This window comes from Pseudomonas sp. JS3066 (assembly GCF_036328175.1).
Lineage (GTDB): Bacteria > Pseudomonadota > Gammaproteobacteria > Pseudomonadales > Pseudomonadaceae > Metapseudomonas.
In genome coordinates, this window is record NZ_CP143312.1 from 47,631 (window position 1) to 61,504 (window position 13,874).

Here is a 13,874-nt window from a genome sequence, read left to right on the forward strand (position 1 = left end):
CCGGGGGTTGTCGTATCGCTTATTCGTCGAGGAAGGAGCGCAGGTGCTCGCTTCGCGACGGGTGGCGAAGTTTGCGCAACGCCTTGGCTTCAATCTGGCGGATACGCTCACGGGTTACATCGAACTGCTTGCCGACTTCCTCAAGGGTGTGGTCGGTGTTCATGTCGATGCCGAAGCGCATGCGCAGGACCTTGGCTTCACGGGCAGTGAGGCCGGCCAGGACTTCGCGGGTCGCTTCCTTGAGGCTCTCCACTGTGGCTACATCGATCGGGGACTGCATGGTGCTGTCCTCGATGAAGTCGCCCAAATGAGAGTCTTCGTCGTCGCCAATCGGGGTTTCCATGGAGATCGGCTCTTTGGCGATCTTCAGTACCTTGCGGATCTTGTCCTCAGGCATCTCCATGCGCTCGCCAAGCTCTTCCGGAGTGGGCTCGCGGCCCATTTCCTGCAGCATCTGACGGGAGATGCGGTTGAGCTTGTTGATGGTCTCGATCATGTGCACCGGAATACGGATGGTGCGTGCCTGGTCGGCGATCGAGCGAGTGATCGCCTGACGGATCCACCAGGTGGCATAGGTCGAGAACTTGTAGCCGCGACGGTATTCGAACTTGTCCACCGCCTTCATCAGGCCGATGTTGCCTTCCTGAATCAGGTCGAGGAATTGCAGGCCGCGGTTGGTGTACTTCTTGGCGATGGAGATCACGAGACGCAGGTTGGCCTCGACCATCTCTTTCTTCGCCCGGCGAGCCTTGGCTTCGCCGATGGACATGCGACGGTTGACGTCCTTGATCTCGTTGACGGTCAGTTCGACCTCGTTCTCGAGATCCACCAGCTTCTGTTGGTTGCGCTTGATGTCGTCCACCAGCTTGCCGATGGCTTCGGCGTACTTGGCCTTGCCCTTGGCCAGGCCGTCGGCCCAGTCGAGGTCGACTTCGTTGCCCGGGAACAGGCGCAGGAAGTCGGCACGCGGCATACGGGCATCACGCACGCAGAGCTGCATGATGGCGCGTTCCTGGCCGCGGACGCGATCCAGGGCGCTGCGGACTTTTTCCACAAGGGCGTCGAACTGCTTCGGCACCAGCTTGATCGGCATGAAGAGCTCGGCCAGGGCCAGCAGCTCCTCGGTGGCCTGCTTGCTGTTGCGACCGTGCTTCTTCAGGGCCTTCTTGGCCTTTTCGAGCTGGTCGGAAACTGCGGTGAAGCGGCGCAGGGCTTCTTCCGGGTCAGGACCGCCGTCGCCTTCTTCCTCTGCGTCGTCGCCGTCGCCTTCTTCGTCTTCCTCGTCGTCCTTTTCCTTGGCCTTGGAGGAATCGTCCTTCAGCTCGACAGGCTCGACCTCTTCGGCTGGCAGGGTGCCGTCGTCCGGGTCGATATAGCCGCTGAGAACGTCGGACAGGCGACCACCTTCACTGGTGATGCGCTGGTAGTCGGCGAGAATGCCGTCGACAGCGCCAGGGAAGTGGGCGATCGCGCTCATGACTTCGCGGATGCCTTCCTCGATGCGTTTAGCGATTTCGATCTCGCCTTCGCGGGTCAGCAGTTCCACGGTACCCATTTCACGCATGTACATGCGCACAGGGTCGGTAGTGCGGCCGATGTCGGTTTCCACCGCAGCGAGTGCGGCTGCGGCTTCTTCGGCTGCGGCTTCGTCGGTGTCGGCTTCGGCCAGCAACAGGGCATCCGCATCCGGAGCACTCTCGAATACGTTGATCCCCATGTCGTTGATCATGCGGATGATGTCTTCCACCTGTTCCGGATCGGAAATATCCTCCGGCAGGTGGTCGTTGACCTCCGCGTAAGTCAGGTATCCCTGCTCACGGCCACGGGCGATCAACTCTTTGAGGCGAGACTGCTGTTGCGCTTTTCCGGACATAGCACCCTATCCACTTAAGGTCTTGGCGGGCTGAAAACAAGCCGAGGATTATACCTGATCCGGGGCCTTACGCGCCAGTTGAGGTCGGAGTCAGGGGAGAAGTGTTGCGGTTGAGAAGATCGCGCAGCTGATCTTTTTCCTCTGCGCTGAGTTCGCTTTGCCGCGCTTTCCGCAGCAGATTTTCCAGGCGGCGTTCCCGCTGGCGAGCCGACAACCTAGTTATAGTGTCGAAAAACTGTTGTTCAAGGTTGTCTTCGGAAATCAGCCATTCCTTTTCCGCCAGAGCCCGTAACAGACGGCCCTGATCGGTACCGTGCCAGCGCGCTATCAGCTGCAGCGAACGAAGTTTCGGATTTTTCTGAACGGCTTCAACGAGCGACACCATGAGTTGGGCGTACGTGTCGTCTTCGGCTGCGAAGTGGCTGGCATCCTCGACCTTCTGCGCCAATGACGGATGGTGCAGCAAGGTGCGCAATGCCGTGAGGGTAGGGGATTCCACTTTCACCTCTGTGCGCGGCGGCCGCTTGAAATCATCGCGTCCCTGCTTGCTCCACTTCTTGCCGTCTTTTTTCCAATCGTCCTTTTTCCAGCCTTCCTTGCGCCGTTCGTCCTTCTGCCAATTTCCTGGTTGTGCGGCTGGCTGCTCGAAGTAGTGCGAATGGTCCGGCTCGTGTTGCTGGTCGTCGTAGCCCGCGAAGGATGCGTAGTACGCGTCGTCTGGATGGCTGAGACTCTCGCTGCTGACTGGCGCACTGCGGGCGAACTGGCCGAGTGCCTCGCCGTTGAGCCCGGTGATCTCGGCCAGCCGCTGGCGCATCAGGGCCTTGAGGTTGGCGCCTGGAATCCTCTCGATCAGTGGGGCGGCCAACGTAGCCAGGTGGGCCTTGCCTTCCAGGGAAGTGGGGTCGGCTTCCTGGGTCAGTTGCTGGAAGAAATAGTCCGCGAGCGGTTGCGCGTGCTGGTTGATTCGCGCCCTGAAGGCATCGGTGCCTTCCTTGCGGACCAGGCTATCCGGGTCTTCGCCCTCGGGCAGGAACAGGAAGCGCGCACGGCGTCCATCCTCAAGGCCGGACAGGGCTGCTTCCAGGGCGCGCCAGGCAGCCTTGCGCCCGGCTTGGTCGCCGTCGAAGCAGAAGAGAATGTTCGGCACCAGTCGGAACAGGCGGCGGATATGTTCTTCGCTGGTGGCTGTGCCCAGTGTTGCAACGGCATTACGCAGGCCCTGCTGGGCCAGGGCGATGACATCCATATAACCCTCGACGACCATGATTTCGTCGAGGTTGCGATTGTGCTTGCGTGCTTCGAACAGCCCGTAGAGCTCCTGGCCCTTATGGAAAACAGGGGTTTCCGGCGAGTTCAGGTATTTGGGCTTGTCGTCGCCAAGCACGCGCCCCCCGAAGGCGATGATGCGTCCACGGCTGTCGCGGATCGGAAACATCACGCGGTCGCGGAAGCGGTCGTAGCGCTTGCCCGAGTCGGCGTTCTCGATCAGTAGGCCGGCATCGATCATGTGCTTCTGCTGCAGGCTGTCGCCGCCCATGTGCTTGAGCAGGTTGTCCCAACCGGGCGGAGCGAAGCCGAGGGCAAAGTCGCGGGCTATTTCGCCGGTCAAGCCGCGCCCTTTCAGGTACTCGACGGCGGCCTTGCGAGTCGGATGCTGTTTCAGTGCGTGGCGGTAGTAATCGGATGCGGCGGTGAGCAGGGCGTAGAGCGGTGAATCGCTGGGCTGGCGCGGCCCACTGCTACGGCTGCCTTCTTCTCTTGGGACTTCCAGGCCTGCGCGCTTGGCCAGTTCCTCGACCGCCTGGGGGAATTCCAGGTGATCGTGATCCATGACGAAGCCGAGGGCATTGCCGCCGGCGCCGCAGCCGAAGCAGTAGTAGAACTGCTTGTCCGGGCTGACGCTGAAGGATGGTGTCTTTTCGTTATGGAATGGGCAGCGAGCAGTGTAGTTCTTGCCGGCCTTTTTCAGTTGCACGCGCGCGCCGACCACTTCGACTATGTCGGTGCGGTTCAGCAGGTCGTCGATGAAGCCTTGGGGGATCAGGCCGGTCATAGGGTGCTCGGGGCGCAGGAAGGTTCAAAGCATACTCGCGGCCGGTCGGAGGCGACAGAAGCGAGGTTAAGGCTGAAAAGCAAAAAACTCCGCGATTCGCCGGAGCGAAGCGGAGTTTCCTGTGTGCCCAGCATGCACTCGCCCGGCCGGAGCCGGGCGATGCGTGAGCGTGCGGCGTAGCCTGCTAACTCAGTACAGGCGCTCGCGGCGACGCTGCTCGCGCTGCACTTTCTTGGCGTGACGCTTGACCGCGGCGGCGGCTTTGCGCTTGCGCTCTGCAGTGGGCTTCTCGTAGAACTCACGGCTGCGAACTTCGGCCAGTACGCCGGCTTTCTCGCAGGAGCGCTTGAAACGACGCAGAGCTACGTCGAAGGGTTCGTTCTCTTTAACTTTGACGGCTGGCATCCAGGTCGTACCTTCATCAATTACCGAATGGTCGACGCATTCCGGCAAAAGCTGGCTCGGTGGCGCGTCGGATTTCAAGGGCTGCGGATATTAACGCCTCAGGGCACGGAATGCAAAGCCTTCAGTCGAAAACCGCTGGTCGGCGCTGGGGGTGGCGATTATGATTCGCGCCTTCTTCTTTTACCAGGCCAGAAAGGCTCGTACCCATGCTAGTGCTGGGGTTGGAAACCTCTTGCGACGAAACCGGCGTCGCACTTTACGACAGCGAACGCGGCCTTCTGGCTGACGCGCTGTTCAGTCAGATCGACCTGCATCGGGTCTACGGCGGGGTCGTGCCCGAACTGGCTTCCCGCGACCACGTGAAGCGCCTGCTGCCGCTGCTGCGCGAAGTGCTGGAAGAGGCCGGTCGCAAGCCCGAGGATATCGACGGTATCGCCTACACAGCGGGTCCCGGCCTGGTTGGTGCGCTGCTGGTGGGGGCCTCCTGCGCCCAGGCGCTGGCATTCGCCTGGGGCTTGCCGGCGCTCGGTGTGCACCATATGGAAGGCCATCTGCTGGCGCCCATGCTGGAAGAAACGCCACCGGAGTTCCCGTTCGTCGCCTTGCTGGTTTCGGGCGGTCACACCCAACTGGTACGGGTGGATGGTATTGGCCGTTACCAGTTGCTCGGCGAGTCGGTGGACGATGCCGCGGGCGAGGCCTTCGACAAGACGGCCAAGCTGATCGGCCTCGGCTATCCGGGTGGCCCGGAAATCGCGCGACTGGCCCAGAGCGGCACGCCTGGCCGCTTCGTGTTCCCGCGACCGATGACCGATCGTCCCGGCCTGGACTTCTCATTCAGCGGCCTCAAGACCTTTGCCCTCAATACCTGGCAGCGTTGCCGCGATGCTGGGGACGACGGCGAACAAACCCGTTGCGACATCGCTCTGGCCTTCGAACAGGCGGTGGTGGAGACTCTCACCATCAAATGCCGTCGGGCGCTAAAGCAGACCGGTCTCAAGCGTCTGGTGATCGCGGGCGGTGTCAGCGCCAACCAGTCGTTGCGCCAGTCGCTGGGCAAGATGCTCGGCGAACTGAAGGGTGATGTGTTTTATGCCCGGCCGCGTTTCTGCACTGACAACGGCGCGATGATCGCTTACGCCGGCTGCCAGCGTTTGCTGGCGGGCCAACAGGATGGTCCGGCGATAGGTGTGCAGGCGCGTTGGTCGATGGAGCAGTTGCCACCCGTCTGACGACGGGTGAGCCGATTTCACTCGGTCATTCAGAAATGCCGTTCGCGTCCGGCGAAAAGGTCGCGTAGATTTCCTCGATGGCGCCAGACGATGAGTCCGGTCAGCACTGTCATTGGCAGTAGCGCGCCAGGTTGCTGCCAGGCCAGCAAAGGCAGGGTTAGCGGCGTGGCGATAAGAGCCGCCAGCGAACTGGTGCGGGTCAGGTAGAACGTCAACAACCAGGCGCAGATGGCTAGAAGTGCCGCCGGAGGATAAAGGCCGAGCAGCATGCCGGCGGCGGTGGCCACGCCCTTGCCGCCGCGAAAGCGGAAGTACAGGGGATAGAGGTGCCCGACCACTGCTGCGAGGCCGACCCAGGCTTGCTGCTGGATGTCGAAGCCACAGAGTTGGGCGACCAGTACCGGCAACAAGCCTTTGAGCAGGTCGCCAAGCAGGGTCAGGATCGCAAGTTTCTTTCCCGCCACCCGCAGCATGTTGGTGGCGCCAGGGTTGCCGGAACCCTGGGCACGTGGGTCGCCCGTGCCGAATAGTCGGCTGAGCAGAATGGCGAAGGACAACGATCCGAGCAGGTAGGCGAGAGTCGCCAGCAGCCAAAACATGGTATCCATTCCGGGGCGAGGAAGTCCCGATTCTAGCGGGGCAGCACTGACGTGGACACGGTTTTCATCGAGGGTCTGGAAGTGGACACCGTAATCGGTGCCTATGACTGGGAACGCAGTATCCGTCAGTGCCTGCGGCTGGACCTGCAGCTGGCCTGGGACAACCGACCAGCCGCCGCTGGCGATGACCTCGAGAAAGCACTCGACTACGCCGCCGTTTCCCAGCGCATCCAGGCCTTCGCCGCCGAGGCGCAGTACCTTCTGGTGGAGACCTTCGCCGAGCGCCTGGTGGCGGTGCTGATGGCGGAGTTCAACATCCCCTGGGTTCGTCTGAAGCTGCACAAGCCTGGTGCCGTACCGGCGGCCAGCAGTGTTGGTGTGGAGATCGAGCGCGGATGCCGCTGACGCCTATCTACCTCGGTCTCGGCAGCAATATCGAGCGCGAGAGGAACCTGACCGCAGGGCTTGAAGCGCTGGACGGATTCCTCCAGGACATTCGCTGTTCCCCGGTGTTCGAGAGCTTCCCTGTGGGCATCAAGAGCGGGAATTTCTTCAATTTCGTGGTGACCGCCCTTACCGACCTGTCCCTGCATGAGCTGGATCGCCGTCTGAAGGAGATCGAGGCTGACAACGGTCGCTATGCGCCAGGTCGCAAAGGCCTGCCGCTGGATATCGACGTGTTGCTGTATGGCGACCGTGTGGGGAATTTCGACGGACTTGTCCTGCCGCGCCCGGAAGTGCTGAAGAACGCCTTCGTTCTCTGGCCTCTGGCGCTGCTGGCGCCTGAGCTGAAGCACCCCGGTGAACATCGCCGCTTCGCTGAACTCTGGGAAAACGCCGCCATCGAGCAGGCACTCTGGCCTGCGTCCTTCTCCTGGCGCGGCGTCGAACTGACGCCGCCTGGGCTGATTCAAGCCTTCCCGCAGCCTTCCTTGTAGGCCTTGAGGGTCTTGAGGCGCTCGCCCTTGAGCGCTTCGCCCAATTCGGCTCCTTTAAGTCCCTTATCAAGAAGGGGTTGTACGGCAACTTTCCGTGCGGCCTGCGCTGCACCGAGCAGGTAGGCCGCTTGTGGATAGTCTCGCTGCTCCAGACCGGTGCGACCGCGGGCGTCCATCTCGCTGGCCGCGACGAACTCTTCGAAGCGCTGCGGCCGGCGGTAGACGTCGAAGCTTTGCAGGAGCTCCAGCAAGGTGGATGCACGCAGTTCCAGGGCGCGATGGGCGTGAGTGTGATACTCGCCCACCAGCAACGCCAGTTCCTGGCAGTCGCGGGGTGCCTTGCAACGCTCGTTGATAGCCTGGATCAGTTTCAGCCCGCGTTTCTCGTGGGCGATGTGCTGGGGCCATTCTTCCGCTGGTGTCAGGCCCTTGCCCAGATCATGCAGCAGGCAGGCCCAGCGCACGGTCAGCGGCTGGTCGTGCTCGGCGCACTGGCGCAGGACGTTTAGCACGTGTACGCCGGTGTCCACTTCGGGATGATGTTTCGCCGGCTGCGGCACGCCAAACAGGCTGTCCACCTCTGGCAGCCAGGCTGCCAGGGCGCCGCAGTCATGCAGCACCTGGATGAATACGTCCGGGCGTGACTCCAACAGGGCGCGAGATATTTCCTTCCAGCTGCGCTCCGGTGTGAGGGCGTTCAGCTCGCCCGATTCGGCGATCTGCCGCATCAACTCCAGGGTCTCATTTGCGACGGTGAAGCCGAGGGGCGCATAGCGCGCGGCGAAGCGCGCAACACGCAGGACCCGCAGGGGGTCCTCGGCGAAGGCAGGGGAGACATGGCGCAAGACGCGGGATTCGAGGTCTTTCTGGCCGCCATACGGGTCGATTACGTTGCCGTGGTCATCTTCCGCCATCGCGTTGACCGTGAGGTCGCGGCGGATCAGGTCCTGTTCCAGGGTCACGTCCGGGCTGGCATGGAAGGTGAAACCACCATAGCCGCGGCCACTCTTGCGCTCGGTGCGCGCCAGCGCATATTCGTCGCCCGTCTGTGGATGCAGGAACACCGGAAAGTCCGCACCCACCGGACGGTAACCCTTTTCCAGCATCTCTTCGGCGGTTGCGCCCACCACGACCCAGTCATTCTCGGTGACCGGACGGTTCAACAGGCGGTCGCGAACCGCGCCACCGACTTTGTATATCTGCATGTATTGCCTCCGTGGCTGCGGAGGATAGCAGCCTAGCGGGCTGCAGGAATCTGCCCGACCAGGGCCCTTGCGGCGTTTTCCAGCAGTTCGGCGCTGTCCCGGGAAGGGCTGAGGCCGGTGCTGGCCAAGCCTTCCCAAAGTACGTTGCCGGCAGGGTCGGTCAAGCGCAGGCGCAATGTGCCGGCCTCATCACGTAGTCGGTGGATGGCCTGGTAGGGGCCAAGGGGGCTGGGTGGTGCCTGATTGACCTTGAATTCCAGCGGTTGGTTGTTCACCGCCAGCCAGTAGTACACCCGCAGCTGGGCATCGCTGTCGGCGCGATAACCGCGGGCCTCCAGTTCCTGACGGATCAGAGGGGTGAGCTGGGTATAGCGCTCTGGATAGGGCAACTCGCCGTTCACCGCCTGCTCCGGCGGAATCAGCGCAAAGCTGCTGCGTCCGGCCAGTTCGGTACTGGCCGGTTGCAGGATGCGAATCTGCGGGATGGAGGTGGTGCAGGTGGCCAGGGCCAGACACAGCAGCAGGACGAAGTACAGGCGCATCTGAGGACGGCTCCCATATGGGTGAACCGCATGCTCGGCGTGTGCCGGGCACGCGGTCAACCGATCAAATGGGTGGAATGATCAGGTCCAGGCGTGGGTATTCCCCGTCCTCAGTGCGCTCCCCCTTTGGGGGGACGTGATGACTCCCTGTGATCTGTTCACCGTGGCGCGTTTCCAGGTGGATATCGAAGCCCCAAAGACGGTGCAGGTGCTTGAGTACCTCCTCGGTGGACTCGCCCAGGGGTTTGCGGTCGTGCTGCTGGTGGCGCAGCGTCAGCGAGCGATCACCACGGCGGTCGACGCTCCAGATCTGCACGTTGGGTTCGCGGTTCCCGAGGTTGTACTGGGCAGCCAGGGTTTCGCGGATCAGCTTGTAACCCTGTTCGTCGTGAATGGCAGGTACGTACAGCTCATCCTTCTGGTCGTCGTCAAGAATGCTGAACAGCTTGAAGTCGCGGATCACCTTGGGTGAGAGGAACTGCAGGATGAAGCTTTCGTCCTTGAAACTGTTCATGGCGAACTTGAGCGTCGACAGCCAGTCACTGCCGGCGATGTCCGGGAACCAGTGGCGGTCTTCCTCCGTGGGTTCCTCGCAGATGCGGCGGATGTCGCGGTACATCGCGAAGCCCAGGGCGTAGGGGTTGATGCCGCTGTAGTAGGGGCTGTCGAAGGGCGGCTGATAGACCACGCTGGTATGGGATTGCAGGAATTCCATCATGAAACCGTCGGTCACCAGGCCTTCGTCGTACAGGTCATTGAGGAGGGTGTAGTGCCAGAAGGTGGCCCAGCCTTCGTTCATCACCTGGGTTTGGCGCTGTGGATAGAAATACTGGGCGACCTTGCGCACGATACGCACGACTTCCCGCTGCCAGGGTTCCAGTAGCGGGGCGTGCTTCTCGATGAAGTAGAGGATGTTTTCCTGCGGCTCCGCGGGGAAGCGCTGGTTGTCCCGCTCGCCGCCCTTGCCGGCACCCTTGGGAATGGTGCGCCAGAGATCGTTGATCTGCTTCTGCAGGTGTTCTTCTCGGTCCTTCTGCCGACGCCGTTCCTCTTCGGCTGAAATGGGGTAGGGGCGCTTGTAGCGGTCCACGCCGTAGTTCATCAGGGCGTGGCAGGAATCGAGCAGGTCTTCCACCGCGTCGATGCCGTGGCGCTCTTCGCACTGGTTGATGTACTGCTTGGCGAACACCAGGTAGTCGATGATCGAACTGGCATCGGTCCAGGTGCGGAACAGGTAGTTGCCCTTGAAGAAGCTGTTGTGGCCGTAGCAGGCATGGGCGATGACCAGGGCCTGCATGGTGATGGTGTTCTCTTCCATCAGATAGGCGATGCAGGGGTCGGAGTTGATCACGATCTCGTATGCCAGACCCATCTGGCCGCGCGAGTAACCTTTCTCGGTTGCAAGGAAATGCTTGCCGTAGGACCAGTGGTTATAGCCGATAGGCATGCCGACTGAAGCATAGGCATCCATCATCTGCTCGGCGCTTATCACTTCGATCTGGTTTGGGTAAGTGTCCAGCGCGTAGCGCTCGGCGATCCTGCTGATCTCGCGGTCATAGGTGCGGATCAGGTCGAAGGTCCATTCCGACCCTGTGGAGATGGGCTTTCGTTCCTTCTTGCTGGCAGTCATTTCACGCCTCCCCTCAGGTCACGAGCCTGCGATGGAACAGCTCGCGGAACACCGGGTAGATATCCGCCGCCGAGACGATCTGTTGCTGGGCGAAGGTATCGCCGAACGCTTCGCAGACCTGTTCGTACTCGTACCACAGCGCCTGGTGCTCGCGCGGTGTGATCTCGACGTAGGTGTAGTACTGCACGAACGGCATGATCTGCTTGATCAGGATATCCCGGCAGATGGGTGAATCGTCGTTCCAGTTGTCGCCGTCCGAAGCCTGGGCGGCGTAAATGTTCCATTCGTTGATGGGGTAGCGCTCTGCCATGATCTCCTGCATCAGCTTGAGTGCGCTGGAGACTATGGTGCCGCCGGTTTCCCGGGAATAGAAGAATTCCTCCTCGTCCACCTCGCGGGCGCTGGTGTGATGGCGGATGAACACGACCTCGATCTTGTCGTAGTTCCGCTTGAGGAAGAGGTACAGGAGGATGAAGAAGCGCTTGGCGATGTCCTTGGTGGCTTGGGTCATGGAGCCGGACACGTCCATCAGGCAGAACATCACCGCCTTGGACGAGGGATTGGGCTGCTTGACCAGCAGGTTGTACTTGAGGTCGAAGGTGTCGAGGAAGGGGACTCGCTCGATTCTGGCGCGAAGCCTGGCGATTTCCGCCTCAAGCTCCTGGATATCGCCGAAGTTGTCCGGTTCCTCGCGCTTCAGGCGCTCCAGCTCCGCTTTCGCCTCTTTCAGCTTGCCGCGGCTACTGCCGGAAAGTGCGATGCGACGGGCGTGGGCCGAGCGAAGGGTGCGGACGATGTTGATCCGCGATGGATTGCCCTCATTGCTGATCCCGGCGCGGACAGTCTTGAATGTGTCGGAGCCGGTGAGGTGGCGCTTTACCAGGTTGGGTAGCTCAAGGTCCTCGAACATGAAGTCGAGGAACTCCTCCTGAGTGATCTGGAAGACGAAATCGTCCATCCCCTCGCCCTGGTTGCTTGCCTTGCCGCCACCACGCCCACCTCCGCCACCCTGAGGGCGAGGGATGCGGTCACCGCTGGTGAACTCCTTGTTGCCAGGGTGGACGATGGTCTGGCGACCACCGCGACCGTGATGCAGGACGGGCTCGTCGATGTCACGACCGGGGATGCTGATCTGTTCGCCATGCTCCATATCGGTGATGGAACGGCGGCTGACGGCCTCCTCCACGGCCTTCTTGATGTGCTCGCGGTAGCGCCGCAGGAACCGCTGCCGGTTCACGGTGCTCTTGTTCTTCCCGTTCAATCGCCTGTCGATGACGTAACTCATAGACCCCTCCGGGGAGCTTCAGGCTGCAAAGCGCGGAGGACGCCGTACGAGACGGCGCCTCCGGCTGGCGTGTTCCTGGCTTGCAGCTTGAGACTGTTTTACTGCGACTTGCGTACCCGCAGGTACCATTCGGACAGCAGGCGTACCTGTTTCTCCGTATAGCCGCGCTCGACCATGCGTTTGACGAAGTCGTTGTGTTTCTGCTGCTCCTCCTTGCTCCCCTTGGCATTGAAGCTGATGACCGGCAGGAGATCCTCGGTGTTGGAGAACATTTTCTTCTCGATGACCACGCGCAGCTTCTCGTAGCTCAGCCAGCTGGGGTTCTTGCCGTTGTTGTTGGCCCGGGCGCGCAGCACGAAATTGACGATCTCGTTGCGGAAGTCCTTCGGGTTGCTGATGCCGGCCGGCTTCTCGATCTTCTCCAGCTCCTCGTTCAGGGCTACGCGATTGAGGATCTCGCCAGTTTCCGGATCGCGGTATTCCTGATCCTGGATCCAGAAGTCCGCATACAGCACATAGCGGTCGAAGATGTTCTGGCCGTACTCGCTGTAGGACTCGAGATAGGCCGTCTGGATTTCCTTGCCGATGAACTCGATGTAGCGCGGGGCCAGGTATTCCTTGATGTAGCGCAGGTAGCGCTCACGCATCTCTGCCGGGAACTGTTCCTGCTCGATCTGTTGCTCCAGCACATAGAGCAGGTGCACCGGGTTGGCTGCCACTTCGTGCGGGTCGAAGTTGAATACCTTGGAGAGGATCTTGAAGGCGAAACGGGTCGAGAGTCCGTTCATGCCTTCGTCTACGCCTGCGGTATCGCGATACTCCTGGATCGACTTGGCCTTCGGGTCGGTGTCTTTAAGGTTCTCACCGTCGTAGACACGCATCTTCGAATAGATGTTGGAGTTCTCCGGTTCCTTCAGGCGTGACAGCACCGAGAACTGTGCAAGCATGCGCAGGGTGTCCGGCGCGCAGTGGGCATGGGCCAGGGAGCTGCCGACGAGCAGTTTGTCGTAGATCTTGATCTCGTCGGCAACCCGCAGGCAGTAGGGCACCTTGACGATGTAGATCCGGTCGATGAAGGCTTCGTTGTTCTTGTTATTGCGGAAGCTGTGCCATTCCGATTCGTTGGAGTGGGCCAGGATGATGCCGCTGAAGGGCAAGCCGCCCAGGCCCTCGGTGCTGTTGTAATTGCCTTCCTGGGTAGCGGTCAGCAACGGGTGCAGCACCTTGATCGGCGCCTTGAACATCTCGACGAATTCCATCAGGCCCTGGTTGGCCCGGCACAGCGCGCCCGAAAAGCTGTAGGCGTCGGCGTCGTTCTGTGGGAATTCCTCGAGCTTGCGGATATCCACCTTACCCACCAGGGCAGAAATGTCCTGGTTGTTCTCGTCACCGGGCTCGGTCTTGGCGATGGCGATCTGGTTGAGGATCGATGGATAGAGTTTGACCACGCGGAACTTGCTGATATCGCCGCCATACTCATTCAGGCGCTTGGTCGCCCAGGGCGAGATCACTGAACGCAGGTAGCGACGTGGGATGCCGTATTCCTCTTCGAGGATGGCACCGTCCTCATCCGCGTTGAACAGTCCGAGAGGCGATTCGAACACCGGCGAGCCCTTGATGGCGTAGAAGGGAACGCGCTCCATGAGCTGCTTGAGCTTTTCCGCCAGGGACGACTTACCACCACCCACTGGGCCAAGTAGATAGAGAATTTGCTTCTTCTCTTCCAGGCCTTGGGCAGCGTGGCGGAAGTAGGAAACGATCTGGTCGATGCACTCTTCCATGCCATGGAAGTCGGCAAAGGCCGGGTAGCGACGGATCACCTTGTTGGAGAAGATCCGTGACAACCTCGGATCGAGCGAGGTGTCGAGCAGTTCCGGGTCACCGATGGCCATGAGCATACGTTCGGCGGCGGTGGCGTAGGCGCTGCGGTCCTGCTTGCACAGGTCGAGGTATTCCTGAAGGGAATATTCCTCCTGGCGAGTCGCTTCGAAGCGTTGTTGGAAGTGGCTGAAAATGCTCATGACGTCACCTCGCTGGAATCAGGAAGCCGGCGCGGGGTCGGTTATGCGGGTGCGGGCAGTCAGCCGAAGAAGGTCGGCCGATTGAAAT

At 61.2% G+C, this 13,874-nt stretch carries 12 protein-coding genes; 3 read left to right on the top strand and 9 right to left on the bottom strand.

The window, feature by feature from the left end; genetic code table 11:
• Positions 1–19: 19 nt before the first annotated feature.
• The 3 genes from rpoD to rpsU all read right to left on the bottom strand — a co-directional run bounded on the left by rpoD (position 20) and on the right by rpsU (position 4,334).
• Positions 20–1,873 carry an RNA polymerase sigma factor RpoD gene (gene rpoD, locus SA496_RS00195; protein ID WP_330114850.1) on the bottom strand — a complete coding sequence of 618 codons (1,854 nt, stop codon included), beginning with the start codon at positions 1,871–1,873 and terminating at the stop codon, positions 20–22.
• 67 nt (positions 1,874–1,940) lie between these two features.
• Positions 1,941–3,929, bottom strand: coding sequence for a DNA primase (gene dnaG, locus SA496_RS00200; RefSeq protein WP_330114851.1), 1,989 nt, complete (start codon positions 3,927–3,929; stop codon positions 1,941–1,943).
• A 189-nt stretch (positions 3,930–4,118) separates the two neighbouring features.
• Entirely contained in the window at positions 4,119–4,334 is a 216-nt protein-coding gene (gene rpsU / locus SA496_RS00205; RefSeq protein WP_003085057.1) for a 30S ribosomal protein S21, read from the bottom strand.
• Positions 4,335–4,540: 206 nt separating this feature from the next.
• On the opposite strand from rpsU, the gene tsaD reads away from it, so the two are divergent.
• The gene (gene tsaD, locus SA496_RS00210; protein WP_330114852.1) at positions 4,541–5,566 is read left to right on the top strand and encodes a tRNA (adenosine(37)-N6)-threonylcarbamoyltransferase complex transferase subunit TsaD; all 1,026 of its coding nucleotides are present in this window, start codon (positions 4,541–4,543) and stop codon (positions 5,564–5,566) included.
• Positions 5,567–5,595: 29 nt separating this feature from the next.
• Here tsaD and plsY read toward each other — a convergent pair whose 3' ends face one another.
• On the bottom strand, positions 5,596–6,165 hold the full coding sequence (gene plsY, locus SA496_RS00215; protein WP_120653327.1) for a glycerol-3-phosphate 1-O-acyltransferase PlsY: 570 nt from the start codon (positions 6,163–6,165) through the stop codon (positions 5,596–5,598).
• A gap of 51 nt (positions 6,166–6,216) precedes the next feature.
• Here plsY and folB point away from each other — a divergent pair, with 51 nt between their 5' ends.
• Together folB and folK are read left to right on the top strand one after the other, a co-directional pair.
• Positions 6,217–6,570, top strand: coding sequence for a dihydroneopterin aldolase (folB, locus tag SA496_RS00220; RefSeq protein ID WP_120653326.1), 354 nt, complete (start codon positions 6,217–6,219; stop codon positions 6,568–6,570).
• Positions 6,561–7,103, top strand: a complete 543-nt coding sequence (folK, locus tag SA496_RS00225) for a 2-amino-4-hydroxy-6-hydroxymethyldihydropteridine diphosphokinase (RefSeq protein ID WP_120653325.1) — start codon at positions 6,561–6,563, stop codon at positions 7,101–7,103. Before folB ends, folK begins: the two co-directional genes overlap by 10 nt.
• Here the strand turns inward: folK and SA496_RS00230 are convergent.
• From SA496_RS00230 to SA496_RS00250, 5 genes are all read right to left on the bottom strand, one after another.
• A complete protein-coding gene (locus SA496_RS00230) occupies positions 7,076–8,308 on the bottom strand; it encodes a multifunctional CCA addition/repair protein (RefSeq protein WP_330114853.1) in 1,233 nt (410 codons plus the stop codon). The genes folK and SA496_RS00230 overlap by 28 nt on opposite strands.
• Before the next feature lie 32 nt (positions 8,309–8,340).
• On the bottom strand, positions 8,341–8,850 hold the full coding sequence (locus SA496_RS00235; RefSeq protein WP_330114854.1) for a DUF4136 domain-containing protein: 510 nt from the start codon (positions 8,848–8,850) through the stop codon (positions 8,341–8,343).
• Positions 8,851–8,914: 64 nt separating this feature from the next.
• Positions 8,915–10,480: a SpoVR family protein gene (locus SA496_RS00240; RefSeq protein WP_330114855.1), complete on the bottom strand. Its 1,566-nt coding sequence runs from the start codon at positions 10,478–10,480 to the stop codon at positions 8,915–8,917.
• Between the two features lie 13 nt (positions 10,481–10,493).
• Positions 10,494–11,765 (bottom strand): YeaH/YhbH family protein, encoded by a 1,272-nt coding sequence (locus tag SA496_RS00245; protein WP_120653321.1) that lies wholly within the window; start codon positions 11,763–11,765, stop codon positions 10,494–10,496.
• Positions 11,766–11,863: 98 nt separating this feature from the next.
• Positions 11,864–13,786: a PrkA family serine protein kinase gene (locus SA496_RS00250; RefSeq protein ID WP_120653320.1), complete on the bottom strand. Its 1,923-nt coding sequence runs from the start codon at positions 13,784–13,786 to the stop codon at positions 11,864–11,866.
• Positions 13,787–13,874 lie beyond the last annotated feature (88 nt).